The sequence below is a fragment of the Pedobacter cryoconitis genome, assembly GCF_001590605.1.
In the GTDB taxonomy this organism is placed as follows: Bacteria; Bacteroidota; Bacteroidia; order Sphingobacteriales; family Sphingobacteriaceae; genus Pedobacter; species Pedobacter cryoconitis_A.
This window is the reverse complement of the sequence record NZ_CP014504.1, coordinates 4,524,693-4,551,269: the sequence shown is the minus strand read 5'-3', so window position 1 is coordinate 4,551,269 and position 26,577 is coordinate 4,524,693. Positions and strand designations below refer to the sequence as shown.

The following is a 26,577-nucleotide window of genomic DNA, read 5'->3' as shown; positions in this document are numbered from 1 at the left end:
ATCTGGATGTTGTTCAGGTAGCCTTTTGTGTTATATTTGTGCTTATGACAAAAGAACAAATACAGGATTTAAGGGACAGAGTAGCGTCGCTGAGGAGGCATCTTTGACGTCGAAACCCGACTCGAAGCTATTTATATAGAACAGGAGCTTACCTTACAAACAGATTTTTGGGATGATCCCAAAAAGGCTGAAAAGCATTTGGCAGAAATGAACTCCAAAAAAGTGTGGACCGATGCCTGGCAGAAAGTGAACGCGGAGTTTGAGGATACACAGGTCTTATTTGATTTCCTGCAATCCGGAGATGCCACCAAGGAGGAGATGGAGGAGCAGTACGAAAAGTGTCTGCACCTGGTCGAGGATCTGGAATTAAAAAATATGTTGAGCAGCAAGGAAGATCAGCTGAATGCAGTAATGCAGATTACTGCGGGTGCTGGTGGAACTGAAAGTTGTGACTGGGCAGCCATGCTGATGCGGATGTATATCATGTGGGGCGAAAAGAACGGCTACAAGGTAACGGAGCAGGATTTTCAGCCTGGAGAGGTAACTGGCGTAAAATCGGTTACTTTACAGTTTGCAGGAGATTTTTCTTATGGTTATCTGAAGGGGGAAAACGGAGTGCATCGTTTGGTGCGTATTTCTCCTTTTGATTCTAATGCACGCCGGCATACTTCATTCGCTTCTGTTTATGTTTATCCATTAGTGGATGATACGATCGAGATTGAGATCAAGGATGCGGATATTGAATTTGAGACTTTCCGTTCTGGTGGAGCGGGTGGACAAAATGTAAATAAAGTGGAAACTGCGGTACGTTTGTATCATAAACCTTCTGGTATTGTAATTAAAAACCAGGAATCGCGTTCTCAATTGCAGAACAAGGAGAATGCGTTAAGACTCCTGAAGTCACAGTTATATGAAGCTGTCATGCGCGAAAGAATGATTGCTTCTGCTGCTGTTGAAGGTTCAAAAATGAAGATTGAGTGGGGTTCGCAAATCAGGAACTATGTTTTACATCCGTATAAACTGGTGAAAGATCTGAGAACTAATTATGAAACTTCTAATGCACAGGCTGTCCTTGATGGAGAGCTGAATGATTTTTTGAAAGCATATTTAATGGAATTCTAATGTATAAAAATTGGTGGTTACTTTTAGTTATGGGAATACTGGTGGGGAGTGGAGTACAGGCTCAGGAAGTGATGAAGCTGTATCCCGGAAAAATACCGGGGGCAAAATCCGCTCCTGCTACTTATAAGGAAAAAGAAACAATCATTAAGGGTAAAGTTTTTGGACTGAGCAAGGTCACTGATCCTTCGCTCAGTCTTTATGCGGCTGATCCGCAGAAGGCAAATGGAACGGCTGTGATTATTTGTCCTGGCGGTGGTTATGCTTTTCTCGCTACTGACCATGAGGGAGAGGAAGTGGCACGCCGTTTTGCTGCACAGGGTGTAACAGCGTTTGTGTTAAAATATCGTTTGCCGAGTGACACGATTATGGTCGACCGGTCTTCTGGACCTTTACAGGATGCGCAGCAGGCAATTTATCTGGTCCGTAAAAATGCAGCGGCCTGGCATATTAATCCTTCGAAAATCGGAATTATGGGTTTCTCTGCTGGTGGACATCTTGCGGCTTCGCTTGCGGTTCATTATGGAGATCTTAAAATTAAGGATCCCGAGGGATTGAGTCTCAGACCTGATTTTGCGGTATTGATTTATCCGGTAATCAGTTTTACGGCTTCAGCGCATACAGGCTCTGTAAAAAATCTGCTCGGCCCGGATGCTACGCAGGCACAAAAGGAGTACTTCTCTAATGAGTTGCATGTGAATGCGCAGACGCCGGTAAGTTTCCTGGTTCATGCAAATGATGATGATACTGTTCCGGTCGAAAATACCATCCTGTTTAACCAGGCTATGGTGAAGAATAAGGTTCCTGTAGAAACCCATCTTTACCAGGCAGGCGGGCATGGGTATGGTATGCACAATAAGAAGACTTCTGACGATTGGTTTCTTCGTTTGCAGGAATGGATGCTGGCTAATCAGTTGTTAACTGCAAACTAGAGCTCACTTTTGACCAGGATATCCTGTAATTCTTTCAATTCTTCTACTTTATCCGGATTGCCAAGGTTTTCATAAGCTGAGATCAGGTTGCGGATAATCCTGCGGATAATTTCTACGTTACTGCATGGGGCATAAAAACCTGGTAGTGGCTGCAGGTTCAGCTGGCGTAAAAACTGGTCTACGTCGTGTTTGCCAAAAATAGCTCCTTTGTTAAAGGCATTGATGTAAAATAATACCCCGAATTCATTTTCTTCTCTTTTGCTTTCATCAATATAACCGAGTATAAAATGCTGCGGCAGGTTGACGCCATAAACCGGAATGTCAAGTTTCTGTGCGATAGTGGCATAAATAATAGCCAGCGAAATCTGGTTCCCTTTTTTGGTATCCAGCACCTGGTTTATGTAAGAGTTCTGCGGATCGTGGTGGTTTTTAGTATTGCCTTTAAAGCCGTGAATGTTGTAAAAGATGTGGTTAATGAGTTTGATTTTCTCTACAGAACTCATTTCGTATTGCAGGTTAGTCCAGATTTCTCTTTTAAGCTCTTCAATCTGGTTGATTACTTTCTGTTCGTCAAGGTCAGGATATTGATACCGGTTAATGACTAAGGCGCCTTGCAAAAGGTCGAACGCACCGCTCTGATACCAAAGGTTAAGGTCTTCTTTGACGGTGTTAAACTGGATTTGATGGACAATGTTTTCTATTCTTTCCTGCAAGAGTGTATCCAGGGATTTCTCCCATTCTGTTTCCAGAAAATGAATGACTGATGTTCCGTGTTCAAGGAGACGTTTTGCTACTTGTTCAAAAACTTCCTGGTCAGTATCATCGAGTAATTTTACCAGTGCTTTTATTTCTGTACTATTTTCCATTAAAAAATACCAATTAGAATAATCGTTTATCTATTTTTGCAGTTATGGCATTACAATTTATCAGCGACTATCTGAAACATCGTTTAACCTCTAAAAGCAGACACGGAACTCATTCGCCTTTTGTCTATCATTTGGTAGATAAGGTAATTTACGATTTTAACTCCAAAACTGAATACAAAGGTATTGAGGAACAAAGAAAAAAACTTTTAAATGACGATGCCTTAATTACGGTTACTGATCTTGGTGCTGGTTCTCATCTGAACAAAAACCGTACAAAAAAGGTAAAGGAAATCGCTAAAAATGCTTTAAAGTCTCCTAGGTTAGCTCAATTAATTTATCGCCTGGCAAAAAATAGTAAGCCGGCTAATTTAATTGAATTGGGTACTTGCCTGGGGATTACGACGGCTTATTTGTCTAAGGCTTGCCCTGATTCAGATATCGTTACGATTGAGGGTTGTCCGGAAACTGCCAAAAAGGCTTATGAGAACTTCCAGGACCTTGAGCTCGATAATATAGAGTTACAAGTTGGTAATTTTGATGTGTTGTTACCAGCGGTGATTGAACACGCCCCAAAACTGGATTTTGTTTATATTGATGGTAATCACCGTAAAGATGCAACCATAAATTACTTTAAATGGTGTTTGCCAAAGGTTCATGAGGATACATTACTGATCTTCGATGATATTTACTGGAGTAAAGGAATGAAGGAAGCCTGGGAAGAAATCAAGAACCATCCGGACGTAACGGTAACAGTTGATTTATTCTGGATCGGACTGGTTTACTTCAAAAAAGGTCAGCAAAAGGAACATTTTAAGATTAAGTTCTAAAATGCTTCTGCCAGGCTCAGGTAAAACCCTGATTGTCTGGCTTCGTTCGGTCTTTTCTCTCCAACTGCATAGTCTGCTCTTACGCTCAGGCCTTTAGCCGGATCGTAGAAGTATCTCACACCAGCTCCGATAGATGGCTTAAATTGTTTAAGGGAGAAATCTCCGTTTGCAAAAACGCGTCCGCCGCCCCCAAATGCAACTAAGCCGAAGCGGTTATTGTAGCGGTAGCGTAATTCTGTTTGTGCAGCCAGCAGGTTTTCATCTCTATAACGGCCTGAGTAATAGCCGCGCATCATTTCGTCATTACCCAATTGTGGTAAAAGATAGAATGGTGTATTATTGCTTTGTAAGGTATGATAGATACCGTTTACGCCCAATACAAATTTTCTGGAAAGTGGCCAGAAGTTACGGACAACAACTTTAATCTGGCTGCCTGTAAAATCATTTCCCCCAAAAATATTAGGGGCATACTGGTAGGATACTCTTCCGAAGAATCCTTTAGTAGGGTAGTTGTTCGAATTCCTGGTGTCGTAAGTTTGAGATACACCCAGGTAAACTACTGATCCTCCATTTTTGCCTAGTATTGCCGGATCTGTTTCGTAAATGCCCCCTGGTTCTTTATCTTTAAAACTAAAGTTTTCAAAGCCTAAGGATACGCCTGTATAGAAATAGGGGAGTATGTTTTTTTCTACGTCAAAGAAGGCTCTCATCTGACGTTGTACCAGCCTGTCTTTGTTGGCTTCCAGTGTTTGGTTACCGATGCCGTAAAAGTCAAAAGGCATACTTCTGAACCTGAGTTCGCTGATGAGGTGAAAGGCGTTGTGTTTAGTCCACACGTCACCTTTCAGACTTACATTATATTGTTTTTCAGTAGAAAAGGAGAGGACTGTTGAAAAATTAGAACTACGGTTTAAGGTATCTTTCCGATCCATATAAGTGGAATAAAGACCGCCAAAGCCAAACTCTAATCCTGTTTCCTGAGCATATCTTAGCAGGGGAAGTGGCATAAAACTCGCTTTACGTGTTGTATCCAAATCTTCTGATAACATACGTTTGATCAGTTTCATTTGTCCAAATCCATGAAGCGTTGAGAGCAATAGGGTGGTGGAAAGCAAAAGTTTTCTCATTAGAGGGGTTGCGCGTAGTTATAATGCGTAAAATAAAGGCGCTAAAGTAAGCAATTTATGAGTAAAATCTGGTGCGGCTTTATTTATCGCTAATGATTTGTTCCGGGTTCTGTTCCCATCAAGGTATAAACTTCTTTCATAAATACAGCTTCGTTCAGCATAGACCGGAAGGAATCCAGTTCATCATGTGTAAAGGCGAAGCTGATGTCTTCATTGGGGGTACGTAATAATATTCTCTCTTTTTTGTCTGGAAAGGGCAGACTGGTTTCTGAGAAGGAGAAATTTTGAATGATGTCTTTAAAATTTAGAAAATCATTGTGGGTGAAGTTTAACAAGAGATTATTGTGCCAGATGTAAAATACATCACAGCATGGGCAATGAGATATTGCAGTGTCTTTTCCTGAACTTAAAACTATTGTTTTGCACATAGGATTGCATTTTTGAGTTTAACAATTGAGCATAAAATGAGAACGGCTTTGTTGGAATAGTTCAAACATAATACATTATTTATAATTATTCTAAATAAAATAATATTCATTAATAATATGGTGTAGGGGCAGGGATCGTTTTTAACGAATATTTCCTTATTTTTGCGGCGGTTTATACAAAACAGAATAATCTTAATTAAAATGAGCGTAACAAGAGGACCAATATCAAAATTCATGGAAGGGCATTACCTCCATTTCAATGCAGCAGCAATGATGGATGCGGCTAAAGGCTATGAAACGCATTTAGATGAAGGTGGAAAAATGATGATTACCCTGGCTGGTGCAATGAGTACTGCCGAATTGGGAATTTCATTAGCAGAGATGATCCGTCAGGATAAAGTTTCTATAATTTCATGTACAGGTGCGAATCTGGAAGAGGATATTATGAACCTTGTTGCCCATTCACATTATAAACGTGTACCTAACTACCGTGATTTAACTCCTCAGGACGAGTGGGATTTATTGGAAAACCATTATAACCGTGTAACTGATACTTGTATTCCTGAAGAAGAAGCTTTCAGACGTTTACAAAAACATATTCAGGAGATCTGGACGAATGCAGAAAAAGCAGGTGAGCGTTATTTTCCGCATGAGTATATGTACAAAATGTTATTGAGCGGTGTACTTGAGCAATATTATGAAATTGATCCTAAAAATTCATGGATGCTTGCGGCTGCAGAAAAAAATCTGCCGATTGTAGTTCCGGGATGGGAAGATTCAACGATGGGAAATATCTTCGCTTCTTATGTAATGAAAAATGAGTTACAGGCTTCTACAGTGAAAAGTGGAATTGAGTACATGGGTTACCTTGCGGACTGGTATATTAAAAACAGTGGCGGAAAAGGGATCGGATTCTTCCAGATTGGTGGTGGTATTGCTGGAGATTTCCCGATTTGTGTAGTGCCTATGTTATATCAGGATATGGAAATGGAGAATATTCCTTTCTGGACTTACTTCTGCCAGATCTCTGATTCTACAACTTCTTATGGATCGTATTCTGGTGCTGTACCAAACGAAAAGATCACCTGGGGCAAGCTGGACATCAATACGCCTAAGTTTATCGTGGAATCTGATGCAACTATCGTTGCTCCATTGATTTTTGCCTGGATATTAAAAATGTAAATTATAATTCCAAATCCTTATCTGGATTTTTGTCGTATAGAAAATCAGCAAATAGAAAAATTTGCTGATTTTCTTCGTTTAAAGCCATAAAATGGAAAAGTTTAGAATGATTATAAATTGTATTTACTGTCATTTCTTTGTCATTGGTAACTTAATAAATTTTACTTTTGTGGACGTTTTGGTGAAGAACAAGAGTTTAAACATCAATACGTTCATTACAGTTTTTTAAAATAAAGCATAAAATACTCATTATGAGGAATATCTCATTGATCATTAGAAGAGTTTGGAAGTCGGCATTTATGTTTACGGCTCTATCTGTTTTAATCGTTTCTGGTACGCAAGCACAAGACGCAGTAGAAGGTAGAAAAATCTTCAAGGAAAAATGTACTTCATGTCATGCGCTGGACCGCGATTTGATCGGCCCGGCATTACAAACGATTGTACCTACAAAGAGCGAAGCGTTTTTGTTAAAATGGATCAACAATGCTCCGGCATTTATCGCGTCGGGAGACAAAGAGGCTGTAGAGGCTTCAAAGTTCAATCCGAATGCCGATATGACAGCGTTTCCATCATTAACGCCTGAGCAGATTAAAAGCATCCTTGCTTACGTAAAAGTAGGTGAGCCTAAGAAAGTAGAAGCTGCTGGTGCAGCTACTGGTTCTGATGAAGTTTCAAACTTCTCTATCGTAGGAGTAATTGCTGTAATCCTGATCTCTATTATTGTATTAGTGATCCTGGCAAGAGCAATTAAAATGCTTGAGCGCCTGATCCTGAAAAAACAAGGTGTAGAAATCGAAGAAGACGAAGAGAAAGCGTCGATGTTAGCTGGCATTGGTCAGTTATTCAAAAACAAGAAGTTTGTTTTCTTCGTGATCCTGTGCTTAGTGATAAGCTTAGGTTCATTTGGATGGATGGGCATGTGGAACACTGGTGTTTCTACAGGTTACCAGCCAACACAGCCGATTAAGTTCTCTCACGAATTACACGCTGGTGTAAACCAGATTGATTGTCAGTACTGTCATGCTGGTGCATTCGAATCTAAAAACGCAACCATACCTTCGCTTAACGTTTGTATGAACTGTCACAAACAGGTTCAGGCCAGAGACAGCCATGATGGAAACATCTCTCCTGAGATTCAGAAAATCTACAATGCATTAGGTTATGATGCAGATAAAATGACTTATGACAAGTCTAAAGAAAAACCAATTGAGTGGGTACGTGTTCACAACCTTCCTGATTTCGCTTACTTCAATCACTCACAACACGTTGTTGTAGCTGAAGAAGCTATCCGTAAAGAAAAAGGGTTGAAACCAAACGAACCAGTTTGTTTTGCTTGTCACGGACCAGTGAATACAATGGAAGAGATCTATCAGTATTCTCCTCTAACCATGAAATGGTGTATCAACTGTCATAAAGACACCAAGTTAGAAGTTAAAGACAACGCATTCTACACCAAAATTATTGAGGCTCATGAGAAAATCAAAAAAGGTGAGAAAATTACACCTGCAGCATTAGGTGGAATTGAGTGTGGTAAATGTCACTATTAATAGAGTTTAGTAAAAAGAACGTTCGATAAACAGTAATATAGCTTAAATGGAAAGCAATAAAAAATACTGGAAAGGCTTAGAGGAATTTAACAAGACCTCCGATTTTGTTGAAAACAACAAAAACGAATTTGCGGAGCCGCTTCCAATAGAAGATGTTTTAAATGAAGCAGGATTAAGTACAGTAACTCCTCGCCGTGACTTTTTAAAAGCCTTAGGCTTTGGTCTTGGTGCGGTAACACTTGCCGCTTGTCAGCCTGCTCCGATTCACAAATCAATACCTTACCTGATTAAACCTGAAGAAGTAATTCCGGGTATCCCGAATTACTATGTGTCAAGTTATAATGGTCAGAGTATCCTGGTGAAGACCAGAGAGGGCAGACCAATCAAGATTGAGCCAAACCCAAATGCGGGTGAGTTCAATTGTGGTACCGATGCACAGGCTCAGGCTTCTGTATTAGATTTGTACGATGTTTCGAAACTTAAAGCACCTGTATTAAAGAATGATGAGACTACCTGGGCGAAGGTTGATGCATTTGTAGCTGCAGAGCTGGCAAAAGCAAAAGCTTCGGGCAAGAAAATCCGCATCGTTTCTTCATCTGTAAACAGTCCTTCTACTAAAGCAGTAGTTGCAGACTTTATAACTGCTTATCCTGCAACTAAACATGTACAGTACGATGCAGTATCTTATACTGGTATCATCAAAGCAAATGAGAATAGCTTTGGTAAAGCTGTAATCCCAAAATATAACTTTGACAAAGCTGACTTAATTGTGAGTTTTGCTGCTGACTTTTTAGGAACATGGATTAGCGGAGAAGAATTTACTTCTCAGTATGTAGCTAACAGAAACCATAAATCATTGGCAAAAGGTAAAATGTCACGTCACTTCCAGTTCGAAGCTGGTATGAGTTTGACAGGTACCAATGCTGATACACGTATCCCGGTTAAATTATCAGAGCAGGGTCCTGCACTGATTACCTTATATAATGCAATCACTGGTGGCAATTTAGCTGGTGGTTCTTTACCTAAGAACGGTACTGCTGAAAAAGCGATTAAACTGATTGCTAAAGAATTGGTTCAGCAAAAAGGAAAAGCTTTAGTCGTATGTGGTTCTAACGATGTTTCTACTCAGATCCTGGTTAACGCGATCAACTCTGCTATTGGCAGTTATGGTACAACTATCGATTTGGATAATCCAAACAAACGTTATGCTGGTAATGACGCTGAATTTGCGGAATTCTTAAATGAGATGAACAGAGGCGAAGTTGCTGCTGTATTCTTCCTGGATAACAATCCTGCTTACGATGTGGTTAATACGAAGTCATTCACTGATGGATTAAGTAAAGTCCCATTGAAAGTTTCTTTCTCAGACCGTAAGGATGAGACTTCTACTTTATGTGATGTGATTGCAACCAATCAGAATTACTTAGAAGCATGGGGTGATGCTAATAGCTATGAAGGATATTATTCTATCGTTCAGCCAACAATCAACCCGGTATTCAATTCGCGTCAGGCTGAAGAAAGTTTACTGATCTGGTCTAACGCTCCTGTTAAAGAATACTACCAGTATGTGCGTAACAACTGGGAGAAAAATATACTTCCAACTTTCGGTAAATCATGGAATGATGTATTAGAGACTGGAGTTTTTGCTTCAGCACCTAAGGCAGCAGGTTCTTATACCTTCAACCTTTCATTAGCAGCTGTTGCACCTTCAGTAGTGAAAAGCAGTGCTGCTTTAGCTAAGGATATTGAGCTTCAGGTTTATGAAAGTGTAGCAATGCGCGATGGTAAACATGCCAACAACGCATTTTTACAGGAATTACCTGATCCGGTTTCTAAAGTAACCTGGGATAACTACATTGCTCTTGCGCCTAAGTTCGCTGAGTCATTGGGAATCAAAGAATTCGATGTTGTTGACGTTAAAGGAAGCAACGGATATAAAATTACTTTACCAGTTCTGGTTCAGCCAGGACAAGCACAGGGTACTGCTTCTATAGCTTTAGGTTATGGACGTACTAAAGTGGGTAAAGCTGGTGATAACGTAGGTCAGAATGCTTATCCATTCGTAACTTTCAGTAATGGAACGTTACAGTATGCAAATACGATCACAATCACTAAAACTGGTGCGACCAACGAGCTTGCACAAACGCAGACTCACCACTCTTTTGAAGGAAGAAACATTATCCGCGAAGCAACTTTCAAGGAATATGTGAAAAACCCATCTGCAGGAACTGGTAAGCATGACAGCGAACATAAAACTTATGATTTATGGGATAAATACGAAAAACCAGGTAATAACTGGGTAATGGCAATCGACTTGAATGCTTGTACTGGTTGTGGTTCTTGTATTGTTGCTTGTAACGTAGAAAATAACATCCCTGTTGTTGGACGCGATGAAGTTCGCAGACGCAGAGAGATGCACTGGATCCGTATTGACCGTTACTATAGCTTTGAAGAAGGCGATAAGAGCGTATCTGAGGAGAAAGAAATTGCACACATGGAAAATCTTGACCGTGTATCAGTTGTTCATCAGCCGATGCTATGTCAGCACTGTGATCACGCTCCTTGTGAAACTGTTTGTCCTGTATTGGCAACGACCCACTCTTCGGATGGTCTGAACCACATGGCTTATAACCGTTGTGTAGGTACACGTTACTGTGCAAATAACTGCCCGTACAAAGTACGTCGTTTCAACTGGTTTAACTACTGGAATGATTCACGTTTTGATAACTACCTGAACAATGAGTTCACTCAACTGGTTCTTAACCCAGACGTGACTACCCGTTCAAGAGGGGTTATGGAGAAATGCTCAATGTGTATCCAACGTATCCAGGCTGGTAAATTGTCAGCTAAGATTGCGAAACGTCCGTTGAAAGATGGAGATATCAAGATGGCATGTCAGGAAGCTTGTTCAGCCAATGCAATTATATTTGGTGATGGAAATGATCCGGAATCAGAAGTATCGAAAGCATTACGCAGTGAGCGTATTTACTATGTATTGGAAGAGGTAAATACTCAGCCAGGAATAGGTTATATGACAAAAATTAGAAACACAGATTCATTACCAACAGTACAAGCGTAAGCTGATATTAAAGAAAACACATTATGTCAGGACATAACGAATCAATATTAAGAGAACCACTAATCACCGGCAATGATATCACGTATGCAAAAATTACGGATGATATCTTAATGCCAGTTGAGAATAAGCCCAACAGGGCGTGGTGGATAGGTTTTATAGTTTCCCTTATGGGAGCAACCTTATGGTTAGTTGCAGTAAGTTATACTTTCTGGAATGGTATCGGATCATGGGGTCTGAACAAAACTGTAGGATGGGCATGGGATATCACCGGTTTCGTATGGTGGGTAGGTATTGGTCACGCAGGAACACTGATTTCAGCGGTATTATTACTCTTCCGTCAAAACTGGCGTAACTCCATTAACAGGTCAGCAGAGGCGATGACGATTTTCGCCGTTATCTGTGCCGCAACGTATGTTGTATCCCACATGGGAAGACCATGGTTAGCTTACTGGGTATTACCATTACCGAATCAGTTCGGGTCACTTTGGGTAAACTTTAACTCACCGCTGGTGTGGGATATGTTTGCGATCTCCACTTACTTCTCTGTATCCTTATTATTCTGGTATACAGGTTTATTACCAGATATCGCTACTATCCGTGACCGTGCAACAGGTATGCGCCGCAGAATTTATTCTATCTTCTCTTTCGGATGGAGCGGTAACGTTAAAACATGGCAGCGTTTTGAGACTGTGTCTCTGATCCTTGCTGGTATCTCTACACCGCTGGTACTTTCGGTACACACGATTGTATCTATGGACTTTGCAACCTCGGTTATTCCGGGATGGCACACGACAATTTTCCCTCCATACTTTGTGGCTGGTGCGATCTTCTCTGGTTTCGCCATGGTGTTAACCTTATTACTGGTTGCCCGTAAAGTATTGGGTCTTGAAAACTACATCACCATGTTCCACATTGAATCGATGAACAAAATCATCATTCTTACAGGATCGATTGTAGGTGTGGCTTACATCACTGAGTTTTTTATCGCCTGGTATTCAGGTTCAGAATATGAAGCATATGCATTCATCAACCGTTCAACTGGTCCATACTGGTGGGCATACTGGATGATGATGACTTGTAACGTAATTTCTCCGCAGTTACTGTGGTTCAAGAAAATCCGTTTGAGCATCCCTGCAACATGGATCTTATCTATCGTGGTAAACATCGGTATGTGGTTTGAACGTTTCGTAATTATCGTTACTTCATTACACCGTGATTACCTTCCATCAAGTTGGGCGATGTTCTATCCTACATGGGTAGATGTAAGTGTCTTTGTAGGTTCAATCGGGGTATTCTTTACTTTATTCCTGTTGTTCTTAAGAGTTCTGCCTTCAATTGCAATTGCTGAGGTGAAACTATTACTTAAAACCTCAAGTGAGCAAGCTAAACTTGCGCAGATTAAAGAAGGTCATCTGGACAAAACTCACGTTAAAGAATACGTTGAGTCTTTAGAGAAATTTGATAGTGTTAAACAAGAAGAATACGCAAAAATATAACAATGAGTAATATCAAATATATTTTAGGCAGTTTTGGCGATCCTGACGAAATGATGCATGGCATCGAAAAGTTACAGGAAAACAACATTAAGATCCATGATGTTTATACGCCTATGCCTATCCACGGCATCGAAGCCAAACTAGGAATTAAAAGATCAAGATTGGATATCCTTGCATTTTTCTGCGGGATAACAGGAACAGTATCAGCATTTGCACTGATCTATCTTACCTCGGTAGTAGACTGGAGACATAATATTGGTGGTAAACCAGCTTTTGCATTACCGGATTTTATTCCGATTATGTTTGAGGTAACTATTTTATTCTGTGCATTTGGATTAGTAGGATCTTATTATGCATCTACTCACCTTTTCCCGGGAAGAGCGCCAAGAGTAATGGACTTAAGAGCCACAGATGATAGATTTATTATAGCTGTTGATGCTCAGGAAAACGGAGATCACAGTAAAATTGACGGACTATTAAAAGAAGCTGGTGCTATAGAAGTTAAGCACAATGAAAGGAAGTATATTAGCTATGAATAAGAATAAAATAGTTGCAGCCTCATTTGTTGTTCTTGCCCTGGCTGTTACAACACTTTCGTCTTGCAGGAATAAGAATAACCCAGGTTTGGAATATGCGAGGAATATGTATGATCATATTGCTTATGATCCTGACCAGCCGAACAAGAATTTTGCAAACGGACAAACTGCACAAACGCCTCCTGCGAATACAAGCCCGGTAGGATTTGTAAAGTATGAGTATGCAAATACTAAAGAAGGTTATGAAGCCGCAGGTTTAAATCTGCACAACCCTCTAGCTAAGACACCACAGAACTTATTGTCAGGTAAACATTACTTTACTGTATTCTGCGGACCTTGTCACGGTGAAAAAGGAGATGGTAAAGGACACCTTGTTCAAATTGAGAAATTTACGGGTGTACCAGCTTATCATGGTGATGCAGCGTCATCACGTGGTGGCTTGATGAAAGATTTATCGGAAGGTAAAATCTATCACACTATCATGTACGGATTAAATAACATGGGGTCACATGCCTCTCAGCTTACTCCAGATCAAAGATGGAAAGTTGTGATGTATGTTCAACAATTACAAAAAATACAATAGAAAAGCAGATATAAATGGGAACTCACAATTATAATTTCAATGAGCAGTTTGAGTTTACAGGAAAAGCTAAAACTTTAAGCATAGCGGCGATCGTTATTGGTATCGCAAGTATAGCTTATGGTTTTTCTGATCATGGACTTCATGAGCGGACTTTTGCCAACCTGTTACTTATGGCCTATTACTTCGCCTGTGTATGTATGTCGGGTGCATTCTTTTTAGCTGTTCAGTTTGTAGCGCAGGCGGGATGGTCTGCATCAATCTTACGTGTGCCTCAGGCTATGGCAAGAACATTGCCTGTCGCAGTAGTAATCCTGATCGTAGTTATTGGTCTGGGACTATATACACATAATCTTTATCACCACTGGAATGCACCGGGCTTAACTGACCCGACTTCTGAACACTATGATAAATTAATCGATGGAAAGTCTGCTTTCTTAAATGTACCTTTCTTTTTAGGACGTCAGGTTGTATTTTTAAGTATCTATTCTTTCTTCGCTATCTTACTTTCTAAATTATCAACTAACGAAGATTTAGAAGGCGGTTTGAATTCATACACTAAAAGTTTTAAATACTCTTGTATATTTTTAGTTATCTACGGCTTTACTACGCCAATCTTTGCATTTGATACGGTGATGTCATTAGAGGCACACTGGTTCTCAACTATGTTTGGTTGGTATAACTTCGCAGCAATGTGGGTGAGCAGTTTAGCTACTATAGCTGTAATTATCATCCTGTTAAGAAAAGCAGGTTATATGCAATGGGTTAACAATAGTCACCTTCATAACTTAGGTCAATTCATCTTCGGGTTCTCAATTTTCTGGACTTATGTATGGTTTGCGCAATTTATGTTGATCTATTATGCCAACATGCCGGAAGAAACTGTGTATTTTTACAAACGATTTGAGTTTTACAAGTTCTGGTTCTTTTTGAATCTAGTGATGAATTTCCTTGCTCCGGTTCTGTTGTTGATGGACCGTGACAATAAAAGACAGGAAAATATCATGCTTGGTGTTTGTATAATTGTATTATGCGGTCACTGGGTGGATTATTACCAAATGATTATGCCTGGAACTGTAGAATCACATAATGGTTTTGGTATTATTGAAATAGGTACAGCAATCGGTTTTGTAGGCTTGTTTACCTTTACAGTATTATCTTCATTAAGTAAGAAACCTTTAATTGCAAAGAATCACCCTTTCTTACAGGAAAGTCTGAATCACCATTTGTAGTAACTGGTTAGAGAGTATATACATTAATTTATAGTAGAAGTACATCGTACTACTTTTAAGAAAATGAGTTTAAGAAAATATATAAGCAATAAGACAATAGCGGCCCTGGCAGTAATTCTTACTGTGTTTGCAAATACGAGCGCATTTGCACAAGAAGCTGCCGCCGGTGCTGCCGCTACGGCTGCGAAAAAACCTATTGATATGTTCCCGATCTATAAGTCGGCAGCATTTTATACCCTGTTATTTTTACTGCTTTGCTTATTCATAGCAATAGTTGGTAAAGCTATGCGGGTATATGAATTGACACGTGAAGCTCAGGATAAACCTGCTGGCATCAACTGGAATACAGTAAATGGTGTTCTTTTCGTGATTTTCTTAATCGTCGGATTGTATGGTGTTTACTTTGAATATACAGTTCACGGGAACATGATTCTTCCTGACGCTGCTTCAGAACACGGTAAGAAGATTGACCAGATGTTTAACATCACGCTGATCCTGACTACTATTGTATTCATCGGAACACACCTTGTATTATTCCTGTTCTCTTATTTCTACAAGAATACTGGTAAAAGAAAAGCTTATTACTACCCACACAATAATGCATTGGAGCGTATCTGGACAATTGTTCCGGCATTGGTTCTTACTGTATTGGTATTAATGGGATTCCTTACCTGGAGATCAATTTTCTACAAAATCGAAGATCCTAATAACAAGCCATTGAGCATTGAGATTACTTCTCAGCAGTTCGCATGGACTATCCGTTATCCCGGAGCTGATAAGATTGTAGGTAAGAAAAACTATAAACTGATTACCGGAACGAACAGTTTGGGTATGGACTTTAATGATAAGGACAATCTTGATGATCAGATGGCAGAGGAAATGGTTATTCCTGTCAACAAACCAGTAAGATTGATCCTGACCAGTAAAGATGTATTGCACAGTTTTTACATGCCACATTTCAGGATTCAGTTAAACACTGTTCCGGGTATGACTTCTTACTTCGAATTCACCCCAACTATTACTACTGCTGATATGCAGACTAAAGTAAATGATCCAGCATTTAAATTCTTGTTCTATTGCTCGAAAATCTGTGGATCTGGTCACTATAACATGCAAAAGGTTGTTAGAGTTGTTTCTCAGGCTGAATATGATGCCTGGATAGTTAAACAACCTAAGTTTATCAATAACGATTTGAGAAAGCAATTTAACTTGCCAATCGTACCAGAACCAGCAGCTGCACCAGCGGCAGCAGCACCAGCTGATAGTACAGCTAAAGCTGCGACAAGTGCTCCTGCTGTAGCAATGAATAAACCGGCTTTAAAAAAATAATTATACTGGAATAGCGCATTATGTCAACTATAACATTACACGATACACATAACAACGATCACCATGACGGTCACGATCATGGGCATCACGAACAATCTTTCATAAGCAAATACATTTTTAGCCAGGATCACAAAATGATCGCTAAACAGTTTTTAATAACTGGTATTGTTATGGCTGTTATTGCAATGGGATTGTCTATCTTATTTCGTCTGCAACTGGCATGGCCGGATAAAAGTTTTCCTATCCTTGAAACATTTTTAGGAAGATGGGCAGAAGGAGGAAGGATCAAACCTGATTTCTACCTTGCTCTGGTAACGATACATGGTACCATCATGGTATTCTTTGTACTGACCGCAGGATTGAGCGGTACTTTTAGTAATTTACTGATTCCACTTCAGCTCGGTGTACGGGATATGGCATCACCATTTATGAATATGCTTTCATACTGGTTATTCTTTATCGCTTGTATTGTGATGATGAGTTCATTCTTTATTGAGACCGGACCAGCAAGTGCGGGCTGGACAGTGTACCCTCCATTATCTGCGCTTCCAAAAGCTATTTCAGGTTCTGGTTTAGGGATGACACTATGGTTAATCAGTATGGTTCTTTTTGTAGCTTCTCAGTTAATGGGTGGTATCAACTATGTAAGTACTGTATTAAACATGCGTACTAAAGGTATGGATCTTTGGAAAATGCCTTTAACTATCTGGGCTTTCTTATTAACAGCTATTTTAGGTATCTTATCATTCCCTGTTTTAGTTGCGGGTGTGGTGTTATTGATCTTTGACCGTAGTTTCGGTACAAGTTTCTATTTATCTGATATCGTTATGGGTACTCAGGTATTACCTAACGAAGGTGGTTCTCCAATTCTATGGCAGCATTTATTCTGGTTCCTTGGTCACCCTGAGGTATATATTGTAATTATGCCAGCATTAGGTATCTCTTCAGAGGTTATCTCGGTAAATTCAAGAAAACCAATCTTTGGTTACCATGCGATGGTTTATTCATTAATCGGTATTACTATTCTTTCCTTCATCGTATGGGGCCACCATATGTTTGTAACAGGGATGAATCCATTATTGGGTGGTGTATTTATGATCACGACCCTGATTATCGCTGTTCCTTCAGCAGTAAAAACTTTCAACTACCTGGCTACATTGTGGCGCGGTAATATCAGGTTCACACCTGCAATGTTATGTGCTATTGGTATGGTTTCATTCTTTATCTCAGGTGGTTTAACTGGTATCTTCTTAGGTAATGCCTCTCTGGATATCAACCTTCACGATACTTACTTCGTAGTAGCTCACTTTCACCTTGTAATGGGTTCTGCTGCGATCTTTGGTATGCTTGCCGGTGTTTACCACTGGTATCCAAAAATGTTCGGAAGAATGTTAAACGAGAAATTAGGATACCTTCACTTCTGGATTACATTTATCTGTGCTTACTTAGTATTCTTCCCATTACACTTCTTAGGTTTAGATGGTGTACCACGTCGTTACTATGCTTTCACTGAATTTGAATTCATGCAGAAATGGGTTACTGTAAACATCTTTGTTACCTGGGCAGCTATCGTTGCCGCATTAGCACAGATTGCATTCCTGTTCAACTTCTTCTACTCAATTTTCAAAGGTAAAAAAGCAACACAGAATCCTTGGGAATCTAATACTTTAGAATGGACTACGCCAGTTGAGCATATCCACGGTAACTGGCCAGGAGAAATCCCTACAGTATACCGCTGGCCATATGATTACAGTAAGCCAGGTTCTGAAGCAGATTTCATTCCTCAGACTGTTCCTTATTCTCAAACTATGAGCTCTAACATGCCGCATGACTTTGAAGGAAATGCAGAATCTGAGCGCATCCAGAGAGAGTGGGAAGAAAAACAAGCAAAAGAAAAAGCAATACTGGATTAATCTCCTTTATTAAAATTATACAATGAGGTTATCTGCTTGAGTATCTACTTAGAACGATAACCTCATTTTTTTTAAAATCAAACTAATGGTTCCTAAATCTGAAAAGAGATTTATCCGGTTAAACCTGATTACTTTAATAGTGACATTAGTACTCATCTTAGCTGGTGCAGTAGTAAGAAGTACAGGTTCAGGTATGGGTTGTCCGGACTGGCCAAAATGTTTTGACCAATACGTTCCGCCAACATCGGTAGATCAGCTTCCGAAAGACTATAAAGATAAATACGTAGCAGGCAGGGTTAAAAAGAATGAGCGTTTTGCGCTTATGCTTGATAAAATGGGTAAAAAAGATGTGGCAGATAGTATCCGTCACGATCAAAGTATAACAGTTCCGGAATCATTTAATGCAGCAAAAACCTGGACTGAATATATTAACCGCCTTACCGGAGCAGCTACAGGATTTTTATTAATTGCAGTTACCGTTCTTTCATTTACGTATAAGAGTAAAGCTAAAAGGATTATAGTTTTAAGTATACTGAACCTTTTTATGGTAGTTTTTCAGGCCTGGCTGGGATCAATTGTTGTTTCCACTAATTTACTGGCCTGGGTAGTGACCGTTCATATGCTGCTGGCCCTGGTCATGCTGGCAATATTGGTCTACACGCATTACTATGCGCAATCACTGCATAAGGAACCAACTGTCGTTATTTCTAAAGTATTCTGGTTAAAAGTACTGATCCTGGTTTCTTTGGTTCTGAGTGTTTTGCAAATCGTTTTGGGAACAGAAGTAAGAGAAGCTATTGATGAGATTTCAAAAAACCTTTTATACCAGGAAAGACATACCTGGATTGGAAAAATAGGGGATATCTTCTCTTATCACCGTGATCTGGCAATTTTTGTAGTGGTACTGAATGCATTCATTTACCAGTTCGTAATGAATAAATTTGGCGGTAAAGCGACGGAATTGAAATTAGGTAATTCAATAGTACTGGTACTGATGGTACAAATTGCGAGTGGATTATTATTAGCTAGCTTTGCACTGCCGCCTGCAGCTCAGGTTATACATTTAGTGTTCTCAACAGTTCTGTTTACACTCCAGTTTTATCTTTATCTGCTGGTATACAGAACAAGTACTTATAATCAATAATATTAAAACACATAGAATTGAAATTATTTTTCTCAGATTTATCTAAACTCATCAAATTCAGACTTACTTTTCTGGTTGTGTTTTCTGCGTCAATTACTTTTTTAATTGGTTCAAGGATGCAGGTTGCCAGGGGTGAGGTTCCGTCTATTGACTGGGGAAACTGGCTGATTCTGGTAGCGGGTGGATTTTTAGTCACTGCAGCAGCCAATTGCTTCAATGAGATTATAGAAAAGGATCTGGATAAACTGATGACCCGTACCATGGATCGTCCAATGCCGGCAGGAAGAATGACAACTGGCCAGGGTTTAGTACTGGGTTTGATCATGGGAATGCTTGGTACCTGGTTATTAGGGAAGCTGAATCTGGAAACAGGTCTTTTATCAGTGTTTTCTATTTTACTTTACGCATTTGTTTATACCCCTTTAAAACGTAAATCTCCGATTGCCGTTTTTGTAGGTGCAATACCAGGTGCTTTACCACCGCTGATTGGTTATTTAGCTGCTCTGGGCCATACCACTAATTTTACGCATGTAGATTATGAAGTAGCAGGGATTCTTTTTCTTGTACAGTTCGTATGGCAGTTTCCACATTTCTGGGCAATTGCATGGGTGCTGGATGATGACTACAAAAAAGCAGGTTTCAGGTTGTTGCCAACTAAAAAAAGAGACAAGACAAGCGCATTTCTTGTTTTCTTAAGCACATTAATATTAATACCTGTGAGTTTGTTGCCTACCTTCTTTGGATTTGGCGGGTATTACATTGCAGGAGTTTCGATGATAGCCGGGGTGGTTTTTGCACTGCTGGCCTTTAAACTACTGGTAAAACTGGATATAGACAGCGCACGTAAAGTGATGTTCTGTTCGTTCTTTTATATACCACTGGTACAATTGATTTTATTGTTTGATTTTATAGGTAAATAGTTTTTTATATATGGTACACACATTAAAACCGGAAGACGTAGCACAAGATAGATTAGCTACCTCTTTTAAAGCTAAGAAATTTGTTCTTTGGCTATTTGTGGTCTCTTCGACTATTATGTTTGGAGGATTTACAAGTTATTATATTGTTTTTGCGGCATCTAAAGGTAAAGGACATGGATTAGTTCTTCCCGATGTCTTTATGTACAGCACAGCAGTTTTGGTATTAAGCAGCATCTGTTTATTCTTCGCAGCAAAAGCAGTCCGTCAGCAAAATATACAGACGCAAAAAATATTTCTATGGTCAACCCTGGCATTGGGGATTGCTTTTGGCTATCTTCAAGTAGACGCATGGTCGGCATTATACCAAAGCGGTGCAACACTGGTTAACAATAACGCAGCAATTTCTACGATTTATATTGTTTCCGGCATGCACTTACTGCATATTTTTGCGGGACTTTGTTTCATCCTGAATAGCCTTTGGGGTGCATATGGCAAAATTCCTAAAGAAAATGCGGTATATCGCATAGAAATAGCCTCTATATTTTGGCATTTTATAGATATATTATGGATATATCTCTATGTTTTTTTACTTTTGAACAGTTAGACTTTTTAACAAACTATTACAATTTTTAAAATGAATTCATTATCACAATTAGATCAGGTAAAAACTACTCCATGGAGTGGCGGCCGTTCACCGTGGTCGGTAGAATACGGAAAAATAATGATGTGGTTTTTCTTGCTATCAGATGCATTTACATTCTCTTCATTATTGGTATACTACGGAGCGCAACGTTTCACGAAATTTACATGGCCTGATCCGGATTTGGTATTCCAGTCTATTCCAGGTTTAGTAGAATCCGGAGCACCATTAGTGTTCGTAGGTATTATGACTTTTATCCTGATCATGAGTTCGGTAACTATGGTATTAGCTGTTGAAGCTGGTCACAGACGTGCTAAGAAAGAAGTGATCTGGTGGATGGTTGCTACTATTATCGGTGGTTTCATGTTCCTGGGTTGCCAGGCATTAGAGTGGACTCACCTTCACCATGAAGGTTTCTGGTGGGCATCTATTCCAAAACCAGAGAAGTTACAGGAATTCTTTGTTGGGCCTGTGTCTAACGTCGCAGCGCAACAGTTTGCTAACTTGTTCTTTACGATTACAGGATTCCACGGATTTCACGTATTCACGGGTGTTTTATTAAATATCATCATCCTGATTATGACTATCAACGGAACTTTCGAGAAACGTGGTCATTACCTGATGGTTGAAAAAGTAGGTTTATACTGGCACTTTGTTGACCTGGTTTGGGTATTCGTATTTACCTTCTTCTATTTAGTTTAATTCCTCAAAAAATATATTATGTCTGAACATAACTTACAAAATACAGAAGAGCATGCACATGATGAGCATGCTGGCCTAAGCAAATCAAAAATCTGGCAAGTATTCTTTATCTTATTAGGGATTACTGTAGTAGAATTTATCATTGCATTGGTAATTTTACCAAAAGGATTGGTTTCTCACACTGCTGGTAATATTGCTTACATCTTATTAACCCTTTTAAAAGCATATTATATTGTTGCCTACTTTATGCACCTTAAGTTTGAGAAAACAGGGCTGCAGCTTTCACTTGGGCTCGCATTTATATTTATTGCGTACTTTATAACCTTGATGCTCATTGAAGGTGGTTATTTGCATATACATATGACTATTTAATTCATGAAGTTTTCTTCAATAAAAAAAATAATAATCCTGGTATCGATTTTAGCGGTACCGGGATTTTTATATTATGAACTGGTTGAACAAGGAAAGAACAGGTATAAACCATTACCCTTTTTCGGCCCCAAAAAAGTAGCTGCTACTTTCCATTCCAAAAGAGGAAAACAGATTCCAGATACTATTTATCATCAGTTACCTGATTTCCGGTTTATCAATCAGCGGGCAGACACTGTGAGCTGGAAGAATTACGAAGGAAAAATAATTGTGCTGAACCTGATTTACACATCCGGGAATAATTATGCCGTAGAATTTGCTAACAAAGCAATGAACGTGTATATGAATACCTATATCAAGAATCCGTTAATTCATTTTATGGGCTTAAGTATAGATCCGGTAACAGATGTTCCTGCTAAACTGCTTCCTTATGCTGAGAAACTAAAAGCAAAGGCAGGTAAATGGGATATACTGACCGGAGATAGTACTGCAGTTTATAACTGGATTAATAAAGGGCTTTATATTGATGCCCAGCAACATTTTGAAAAGGGAGAACGCAAATTCACCTATAGCAATCTATTTGTTCTTCTGGATCCTCAGCACCGTATCAGAGGTTATTATGATGCGACTAATCAAGAAGCGCTCTCCAAGCTGAATGATGAAATAAAAGTTCTCGTTGCCGAAGAACTTAGAAATGTAAGAGACGGAAGGTAGATTTGCCCTGCGGGACGCCTGATGCTTAATAAAGATACACACCATGAATATTAACGATAAATTCTTTTTACGTCTGATCTGGATTGTTAGTGCAGTAGTCCTTGCTGTAGTGATTGCTTTGAAGATTGTACCTCCACCAACAACAAAACCATCTTTCATCTATTTATTACCACATTTAATTGGTGGTATTAATGCTACCTGTGCAGTATTACTGATCCTGTCTTTAATTTTTATCAAGAATAAAAATATACAAGCCCATAAAATAACGAACGTGATTACGTTTATCCTGTCAGCTATTTTCCTTGTATTTTATATCCTGTTTCACCTTTATGAAAAGGATACCAAATACGGTGATATTGATCATAACGGAATCCTTTCTGTCGCTGAACTTGCAGCAGTAAGCGGAACAAGAATGATTTATTTCTTTATTCTGATTACCCATATTATGCTGGCCGTCATTGTGTTGCCATTGATCCTGATTAGTTTCCTGAGAGGATTTAGTATGCAGATTGAAAGACACCGTAAAATCGTTAGATGGGCTTATCCGGTTTGGCTATATGTAGCTGTTACCGGAGTAATTGTTTACCTGATGATTTCACCATATTATAATTTTTAAACAACATCTGGCATTTTTACATTAGGCTTATGTAATGTCAGGCTTAATTGTTCGTTTAATCTTTATATTTGTTAGCGTTACCAATTCACATAGTGAACCTTGCTTTTGATAAGGTTTATAAACAATAAAATCCAATGAAAAGAGCTATTATCTTCTTTATTCTTTTGGTTGCTGTAACAGCAGGAGCTGGTCTGCAGAAAGCTGCAGCACAATGTGCCATGTGTACAATCAGTGCAGAACAGGGAACTCAAAATGGGAATACACAAGCTGTCGGACTAAACACCGGTGTTTTGTATCTGATGGCAATTCCTTACCTGATGATCGCTGCTATTGGCTTCCTGTGGTATAAAAGATACCGTCGTTCACAAGCTTCCCTGCGTTCCTGATCTCCTTCAGCTTAGATGGAGAAAACAACAAAACTATATGCATTGGTACAAGGTAAATGTCCGCATTGCCGCAGAGGAAATATCTTTACTGGTACATTATATGGTTTCGATTTACAACGCACAAATGAGATCTGCAGTCATTGCGGACAGCGGTATGAGATAGAGCCAGGCTACTTTTATGCCGCTATGTATGTCAGCTATGCAATGAATGTGATGGAAATGATTGCCGTGGGTATTGCGACCTATATTTTTTCTGGAGGTAATCTGGAATTTGATTCCTTATGGATGTATGTAGGTGTGATTTTTAGTGGATGCTTAGTTCTTGCACCATTTAACTATCGTTATTCACGCGTGATTTTATTACATTGGCTCTCCCCTAAAATTAGTTATAACGCCTATTACGACAGACCATGATTAAGCCAGAAACACTAGCTTTTTTAAGCGCAGTAGCAGCAAATAATAACAGGGAATGGTTTGCCCTGAACAAGGAAGTTTATGAAACAGCAAAGGCTGATGTAATTAGCCTGGTTGAAGAACTTATTCCTATTCTTGCAAACGTTGACCCACAATTCCCACTCGAAACACAAGCTAAGAAATGCGTGATGCGCATTTACAGAGATGTGCGGTTCAGTAAAAACAAAGACCCTTACAAGAATAACTTTGGAATCTCCTTTTCTGTGAAAAACTCAGAAGGGAACGGACCGGAATTTTACTTACACCTGCAACCAGGGAATTCGTTTTTTGCCGGTGGCTATTGGATGCCGGAGGCATCCCTGCTAAAAAAAATAAGAGAAGAAATAGACTATAATACTTCAGATTTCCTTGAAATTATAGCAGCAAAAGGTTTTAAAGACCAGTTTGAATTGAGTAAAAATGATACACTGAAGAAAGCTCCTAAAGGATATGATCCGGAACATCCTCATATTGATTTGTTAAAACTCAAAAGCTATATTGCTGTACTTCCGCTTACAGATGCGGAACTACTAAAACCTGCATTAGTCAATCATTTAAAAAAGGCATTTATAGGGATATACCCATTTATCCGCTTCCTGAGAGGAGCTATAGCACCATAATTATGAAGAAAGTTATTTTGTTTTTGAGCATTGTGCTATTAGCCAGTGCATTTAGTTCCTGTGTAGTTCTGTCCCCAAAAAAATATAAGGCCCTGCTGGCTAAACAAGATTCTTTAGGTACCGGTTGGAGTGGAGCGCAAGAATCCATGGATAAGCTGCAAAGCGCTATTGCTAAATTACAGCGTGACACAGCCAACCTGAATGGTAAGCTTAATGAGCTTCAGGGTAAATATAAAGCCATAGACGGCAATTATGCCAAGCTAAAGGACAATAGTTCTTCAGCAATCAGTAAGCTCTCAGATGATCTTAAAAAGCGTGAACAACGCCTTAAAGAAGTAGAAGACATTTTACGCAAACGTGATGAAGCCTCTAATCAATTAAAAGAGAAATTGGAGCAAGCACTGCTGGGATTCTCTAAGAACGGATTAACGGTTGAAATGAAAAACGGTAAAGTCTATGTTTCTCTGATGGACAAATTATTATTTCCTTCAGGAAGTATCATTATTGATGAAAAAGGGAAACAAGCATTGGCCCAGCTTGCTAAAGTATTAAAGGAGCAGCCAGAAATTATCATCGCCGTAGAAGGACATACAGACTCACAGAAAATAACGAATCTGGGTCAGATCAAAGATAACTGGGACTTAAGTGTGCTGCGTTCTACTTCTGTGGTGCGTTACCTGACCGAAACTGAAAAAGTTCCTGGTGTAAGGTTAACCGCCACTGGAAAAGGTGAGTTCCAGCCATTAGAGCAGAATACTACTCCTGAAGGAAGAAGCAAAAACCGCAGAATTGAAATTGTACTCTCGCCTAAACTGGATGAACTGTACAACCTGATCAAAAAATAAGTTATCATTATAAAAAAAATGGCATCCGGACTATCCGGATGCCATTTTTTTATAGCTTCTTTTAACATGGGAAGACTTAGGTCCGTGAATTAAAAAGGACTTGAGAAATCTTTAAAAGAAGGAAGTATCAAATCTTTATCAGAAAGTAAAAGTTCTTCTTTTGTAAGTTCCTCACTCCAGTTAATATTCAAATCCGGATCATTCCAGATTACCCCGCATTCAGATTCTTTGTCATAATAGTTAGTCACTTTGTACGTGAAAATAGTATCATCTTCAAGCGTTAAAAAACCATGAAGAAACCCTGGCGGAACCCATAATTGCTTATGATTGTCCCCACTCAGGACGATGCTGAAATGCTGGCCATAAGTAGCAGATTCTTTTCTCGCATCTACAGCAACATCAAGAACTTTACCCTGTATAACCCTTACCAATTTCCCTTGTGCAAAAGGGGCTTTCTGTGCATGTAAGCCACGCAAAGTACCCTTTTGTGAGAAAGACTGGTTGTCTTGTACAAAGTCGGCCTGAATGCCGGCTTCTGCAAATGCGCGTGCACTAAAACTTTCAAAAAAATAGCCGCGGTTATCTTTCCATACTTTAGGTTCGATGACAAAAAGATCAGCTATAGGTGTTTGTATTATATTCATAGTTAGGCTATATATTCCATTACGGTAGTGAAAGAAACAAATTTATCCTTAAAACGACTATTTAATTCTGCTGCCAGCGCATTTGCATACGTTAACTGATAAGCATCATAATCTTCAATGGACTGTACAACATATTGTGCGCAATAAGTTACACCTTCATTTGGTGAATCAACCACCTTTAATAATCTGTTGGAAACGAATAATCCAGTAGCCATTACTTCAGGAATATGTTCTTCTTGCATCCATTGCAGCCATGCTGCAGCAGAGGCATCTTCAATAATCAGGGTTACATTGTATAATAACATAAGACAAAGATATAATTAAGAGCTTG

General features: G+C 39.3%; 28 protein-coding genes. 23 read left to right on the top strand and 5 right to left on the bottom strand.

What is annotated here, in order from left to right:
• Positions 1-44 precede the first annotated feature (44 nt).
• A protein-coding gene (gene prfB / locus AY601_RS19020; RefSeq protein WP_157288007.1) for a peptide chain release factor 2 occupies positions 45-1,122 on the top strand; the annotation gives its coding sequence in 2 pieces (ribosomal slippage) (positions 45-104 and positions 106-1,122; 1,077 coding nt in all).
• On the top strand, positions 1,122-2,051 hold the full coding sequence (locus AY601_RS19015) for an alpha/beta hydrolase (RefSeq protein ID WP_068403988.1): 930 nt from the start codon (positions 1,122-1,124) through the stop codon (positions 2,049-2,051). Before prfB ends, AY601_RS19015 begins: the two co-directional genes overlap by 1 nt.
• Here AY601_RS19015 and AY601_RS19010 read toward each other — a convergent pair.
• Positions 2,048-2,917 carry a transglutaminase-like domain-containing protein gene (locus AY601_RS19010; RefSeq protein ID WP_068403986.1) on the bottom strand — a complete coding sequence of 290 codons (870 nt, stop codon included), beginning with the start codon at positions 2,915-2,917 and terminating at the stop codon, positions 2,048-2,050. The two genes, AY601_RS19015 and AY601_RS19010, sit on opposite strands and share 4 nt — an antisense overlap.
• Positions 2,918-2,961: 44 nt before the next feature.
• Here AY601_RS19010 and AY601_RS19005 point away from each other — a divergent pair, with 44 nt between their 5' ends.
• Entirely contained in the window at positions 2,962-3,744 is a 783-nt protein-coding gene (locus tag AY601_RS19005; RefSeq protein WP_068403984.1) for an O-methyltransferase, read from the top strand.
• On the opposite strand, the gene AY601_RS19000 is transcribed toward AY601_RS19005, so the two are convergent.
• Positions 3,741-4,871, bottom strand: a complete 1,131-nt coding sequence (locus AY601_RS19000; RefSeq protein WP_068403982.1) for a BamA/TamA family outer membrane protein — start codon at positions 4,869-4,871, stop codon at positions 3,741-3,743. The two genes, AY601_RS19005 and AY601_RS19000, sit on opposite strands and share 4 nt — an antisense overlap.
• 89 nt (positions 4,872-4,960) lie before the next feature.
• Positions 4,961-5,299 carry a DUF6686 family protein gene (locus AY601_RS18995; RefSeq protein WP_232324632.1) on the bottom strand — a complete coding sequence of 113 codons (339 nt, stop codon included), beginning with the start codon at positions 5,297-5,299 and terminating at the stop codon, positions 4,961-4,963.
• Positions 5,300-5,500: 201 nt separating this feature from the next.
• On the opposite strand from AY601_RS18995, the gene AY601_RS18990 reads away from it, so the two are divergent.
• From AY601_RS18990 to AY601_RS18895, 20 genes are all read left to right on the top strand, one after another.
• On the top strand, positions 5,501-6,481 hold the full coding sequence (locus AY601_RS18990) for a deoxyhypusine synthase family protein (protein ID WP_068403980.1): 981 nt from the start codon (positions 5,501-5,503) through the stop codon (positions 6,479-6,481).
• Positions 6,482-6,732: 251 nt separating this feature from the next.
• Entirely contained in the window at positions 6,733-8,028 is a 1,296-nt protein-coding gene (locus AY601_RS18985) for a c-type cytochrome (protein ID WP_068403978.1), read from the top strand.
• A 46-nt stretch (positions 8,029-8,074) separates the two neighbouring features.
• Entirely contained in the window at positions 8,075-11,107 is a 3,033-nt protein-coding gene (locus AY601_RS18980) for a TAT-variant-translocated molybdopterin oxidoreductase (RefSeq protein ID WP_068403977.1), read from the top strand.
• Positions 11,108-11,130: 23 nt separating this feature from the next.
• On the top strand, positions 11,131-12,603 hold the full coding sequence (gene nrfD / locus AY601_RS18975) for an NrfD/PsrC family molybdoenzyme membrane anchor subunit (protein ID WP_068403975.1): 1,473 nt from the start codon (positions 11,131-11,133) through the stop codon (positions 12,601-12,603).
• A 2-nt stretch (positions 12,604-12,605) separates the two neighbouring features.
• Entirely contained in the window at positions 12,606-13,142 is a 537-nt protein-coding gene (locus AY601_RS18970) for a DUF3341 domain-containing protein (RefSeq protein WP_068403973.1), read from the top strand.
• The gene (locus tag AY601_RS18965; RefSeq protein WP_232324631.1) at positions 13,135-13,722 is read left to right on the top strand and encodes a c-type cytochrome; all 588 of its coding nucleotides are present in this window, start codon (positions 13,135-13,137) and stop codon (positions 13,720-13,722) included. Before AY601_RS18970 ends, AY601_RS18965 begins: the two co-directional genes overlap by 8 nt.
• A 14-nt stretch (positions 13,723-13,736) precedes the next feature.
• Positions 13,737-14,951 (top strand): quinol:cytochrome C oxidoreductase, encoded by a 1,215-nt coding sequence (locus tag AY601_RS18960; RefSeq protein WP_068403969.1) that lies wholly within the window; start codon positions 13,737-13,739, stop codon positions 14,949-14,951.
• A 63-nt stretch (positions 14,952-15,014) separates the two neighbouring features.
• Positions 15,015-16,280 (top strand): cytochrome c oxidase subunit II, encoded by a 1,266-nt coding sequence (locus tag AY601_RS18955; RefSeq protein ID WP_068403967.1) that lies wholly within the window; start codon positions 15,015-15,017, stop codon positions 16,278-16,280.
• A gap of 20 nt (positions 16,281-16,300) precedes the next feature.
• On the top strand, positions 16,301-18,193 hold the full coding sequence (locus AY601_RS18950; RefSeq protein ID WP_198163557.1) for a cytochrome c oxidase subunit I: 1,893 nt from the start codon (positions 16,301-16,303) through the stop codon (positions 18,191-18,193).
• Between the two features lie 85 nt (positions 18,194-18,278).
• Complete coding sequence (locus AY601_RS18945; protein WP_068403963.1) at positions 18,279-19,337, top strand: COX15/CtaA family protein; 1,059 nt, start codon at positions 18,279-18,281, stop codon at positions 19,335-19,337.
• 17 nt (positions 19,338-19,354) lie between these two features.
• Positions 19,355-20,257 carry a heme o synthase gene (cyoE, locus tag AY601_RS18940; protein WP_068403958.1) on the top strand — a complete coding sequence of 301 codons (903 nt, stop codon included), beginning with the start codon at positions 19,355-19,357 and terminating at the stop codon, positions 20,255-20,257.
• A 10-nt stretch (positions 20,258-20,267) separates the two neighbouring features.
• Positions 20,268-20,861, top strand: a complete 594-nt coding sequence (locus tag AY601_RS18935; protein ID WP_068403952.1) for a cytochrome c oxidase subunit 3 — start codon at positions 20,268-20,270, stop codon at positions 20,859-20,861.
• Positions 20,862-20,891: 30 nt separating this feature from the next.
• The gene (locus AY601_RS18930) at positions 20,892-21,599 is read left to right on the top strand and encodes a cytochrome c oxidase subunit 3 (RefSeq protein ID WP_068403950.1); all 708 of its coding nucleotides are present in this window, start codon (positions 20,892-20,894) and stop codon (positions 21,597-21,599) included.
• An 18-nt stretch (positions 21,600-21,617) separates the two neighbouring features.
• The gene (locus tag AY601_RS18925) at positions 21,618-21,971 is read left to right on the top strand and encodes a cytochrome C oxidase subunit IV family protein (RefSeq protein ID WP_068403948.1); all 354 of its coding nucleotides are present in this window, start codon (positions 21,618-21,620) and stop codon (positions 21,969-21,971) included.
• A gap of 3 nt (positions 21,972-21,974) precedes the next feature.
• A complete protein-coding gene (locus tag AY601_RS18920; protein WP_068403946.1) occupies positions 21,975-22,682 on the top strand; it encodes an SCO family protein in 708 nt (235 codons plus the stop codon).
• 43 nt (positions 22,683-22,725) lie between these two features.
• Positions 22,726-23,298 carry a DUF420 domain-containing protein gene (locus tag AY601_RS18915; protein ID WP_420480553.1) on the top strand — a complete coding sequence of 191 codons (573 nt, stop codon included), beginning with the start codon at positions 22,726-22,728 and terminating at the stop codon, positions 23,296-23,298.
• Between the two features lie 134 nt (positions 23,299-23,432).
• On the top strand, positions 23,433-23,684 hold the full coding sequence (locus AY601_RS18910) for a hypothetical protein (protein WP_068403944.1): 252 nt from the start codon (positions 23,433-23,435) through the stop codon (positions 23,682-23,684).
• A gap of 15 nt (positions 23,685-23,699) precedes the next feature.
• Positions 23,700-24,098, top strand: a complete 399-nt coding sequence (locus tag AY601_RS18905; RefSeq protein WP_068403941.1) for a hypothetical protein — start codon at positions 23,700-23,702, stop codon at positions 24,096-24,098.
• Entirely contained in the window at positions 24,095-24,757 is a 663-nt protein-coding gene (locus AY601_RS18900; protein ID WP_068403939.1) for a DUF2461 domain-containing protein, read from the top strand. Before AY601_RS18905 ends, AY601_RS18900 begins: the two co-directional genes overlap by 4 nt.
• Before the next feature lie 2 nt (positions 24,758-24,759).
• Positions 24,760-25,602 carry an OmpA family protein gene (locus AY601_RS18895; protein ID WP_068403938.1) on the top strand — a complete coding sequence of 281 codons (843 nt, stop codon included), beginning with the start codon at positions 24,760-24,762 and terminating at the stop codon, positions 25,600-25,602.
• An 89-nt stretch (positions 25,603-25,691) separates the two neighbouring features.
• On the opposite strand, the gene rfbC is transcribed toward AY601_RS18895, so the two are convergent.
• Together rfbC and AY601_RS18885 are read right to left on the bottom strand one after the other, a co-directional pair.
• Positions 25,692-26,246 (bottom strand): dTDP-4-dehydrorhamnose 3,5-epimerase, encoded by a 555-nt coding sequence (rfbC, locus tag AY601_RS18890; RefSeq protein WP_068403936.1) that lies wholly within the window; start codon positions 26,244-26,246, stop codon positions 25,692-25,694.
• 2 nt (positions 26,247-26,248) lie between these two features.
• Entirely contained in the window at positions 26,249-26,551 is a 303-nt protein-coding gene (locus AY601_RS18885; protein ID WP_068403934.1) for a DUF4286 family protein, read from the bottom strand.
• Positions 26,552-26,577 lie beyond the last annotated feature (26 nt).

What these genes read in the sequence shown, in the direction of transcription:
- AY601_RS18995 (WP_232324632.1), bottom strand. Translation starts at nt 5,299, where the DNA reads ATGTGCAAAACAATAGTTTTAAGTTCAGGAAAAGACACTGCAATATCT.
- AY601_RS18900 (WP_068403939.1), top strand. Translation starts at nt 24,095, where the DNA reads ATGATTAAGCCAGAAACACTAGCTTTTTTAAGCGCAGTAGCAGCAAAT.
- AY601_RS18990 (WP_068403980.1), top strand. Translation starts at nt 5,501, where the DNA reads ATGAGCGTAACAAGAGGACCAATATCAAAATTCATGGAAGGGCATTAC.
- AY601_RS18930 (WP_068403950.1), top strand. Translation starts at nt 20,892, where the DNA reads ATGAATTCATTATCACAATTAGATCAGGTAAAAACTACTCCATGGAGT.
- AY601_RS18885 (WP_068403934.1), bottom strand. Translation starts at nt 26,551, where the DNA reads ATGTTATTATACAATGTAACCCTGATTATTGAAGATGCCTCTGCTGCA.
- nrfD (WP_068403975.1), top strand. Translation starts at nt 11,131, where the DNA reads ATGTCAGGACATAACGAATCAATATTAAGAGAACCACTAATCACCGGC.
- AY601_RS18985 (WP_068403978.1), top strand. Translation starts at nt 6,733, where the DNA reads ATGAGGAATATCTCATTGATCATTAGAAGAGTTTGGAAGTCGGCATTT.
- AY601_RS18960 (WP_068403969.1), top strand. Translation starts at nt 13,737, where the DNA reads ATGGGAACTCACAATTATAATTTCAATGAGCAGTTTGAGTTTACAGGA.
- AY601_RS18950 (WP_198163557.1), top strand. Translation starts at nt 16,301, where the DNA reads ATGTCAACTATAACATTACACGATACACATAACAACGATCACCATGAC.
- AY601_RS18905 (WP_068403941.1), top strand. Translation starts at nt 23,700, where the DNA reads ATGGAGAAAACAACAAAACTATATGCATTGGTACAAGGTAAATGTCCG.
- AY601_RS18925 (WP_068403948.1), top strand. Translation starts at nt 21,618, where the DNA reads ATGTCTGAACATAACTTACAAAATACAGAAGAGCATGCACATGATGAG.
- AY601_RS18945 (WP_068403963.1), top strand. Translation starts at nt 18,279, where the DNA reads ATGGTTCCTAAATCTGAAAAGAGATTTATCCGGTTAAACCTGATTACT.
- AY601_RS19005 (WP_068403984.1), top strand. Translation starts at nt 2,962, where the DNA reads ATGGCATTACAATTTATCAGCGACTATCTGAAACATCGTTTAACCTCT.
- AY601_RS18895 (WP_068403938.1), top strand. Translation starts at nt 24,760, where the DNA reads ATGAAGAAAGTTATTTTGTTTTTGAGCATTGTGCTATTAGCCAGTGCA.
- AY601_RS18980 (WP_068403977.1), top strand. Translation starts at nt 8,075, where the DNA reads ATGGAAAGCAATAAAAAATACTGGAAAGGCTTAGAGGAATTTAACAAG.
- rfbC (WP_068403936.1), bottom strand. Translation starts at nt 26,246, where the DNA reads ATGAATATAATACAAACACCTATAGCTGATCTTTTTGTCATCGAACCT.
- AY601_RS18955 (WP_068403967.1), top strand. Translation starts at nt 15,015, where the DNA reads ATGAGTTTAAGAAAATATATAAGCAATAAGACAATAGCGGCCCTGGCA.
- AY601_RS18910 (WP_068403944.1), top strand. Translation starts at nt 23,433, where the DNA reads ATGAAAAGAGCTATTATCTTCTTTATTCTTTTGGTTGCTGTAACAGCA.
- AY601_RS19000 (WP_068403982.1), bottom strand. Translation starts at nt 4,871, where the DNA reads ATGAGAAAACTTTTGCTTTCCACCACCCTATTGCTCTCAACGCTTCAT.
- AY601_RS19015 (WP_068403988.1), top strand. Translation starts at nt 1,122, where the DNA reads ATGTATAAAAATTGGTGGTTACTTTTAGTTATGGGAATACTGGTGGGG.
- AY601_RS18970 (WP_068403973.1), top strand. Translation starts at nt 12,606, where the DNA reads ATGAGTAATATCAAATATATTTTAGGCAGTTTTGGCGATCCTGACGAA.
- AY601_RS18915 (WP_420480553.1), top strand. Translation starts at nt 22,726, where the DNA reads ATGAATATTAACGATAAATTCTTTTTACGTCTGATCTGGATTGTTAGT.
- AY601_RS18965 (WP_232324631.1), top strand. Translation starts at nt 13,135, where the DNA reads ATGAATAAGAATAAAATAGTTGCAGCCTCATTTGTTGTTCTTGCCCTG.
- AY601_RS19010 (WP_068403986.1), bottom strand. Translation starts at nt 2,917, where the DNA reads ATGGAAAATAGTACAGAAATAAAAGCACTGGTAAAATTACTCGATGAT.
- AY601_RS18920 (WP_068403946.1), top strand. Translation starts at nt 21,975, where the DNA reads ATGAAGTTTTCTTCAATAAAAAAAATAATAATCCTGGTATCGATTTTA.
- AY601_RS18935 (WP_068403952.1), top strand. Translation starts at nt 20,268, where the DNA reads ATGGTACACACATTAAAACCGGAAGACGTAGCACAAGATAGATTAGCT.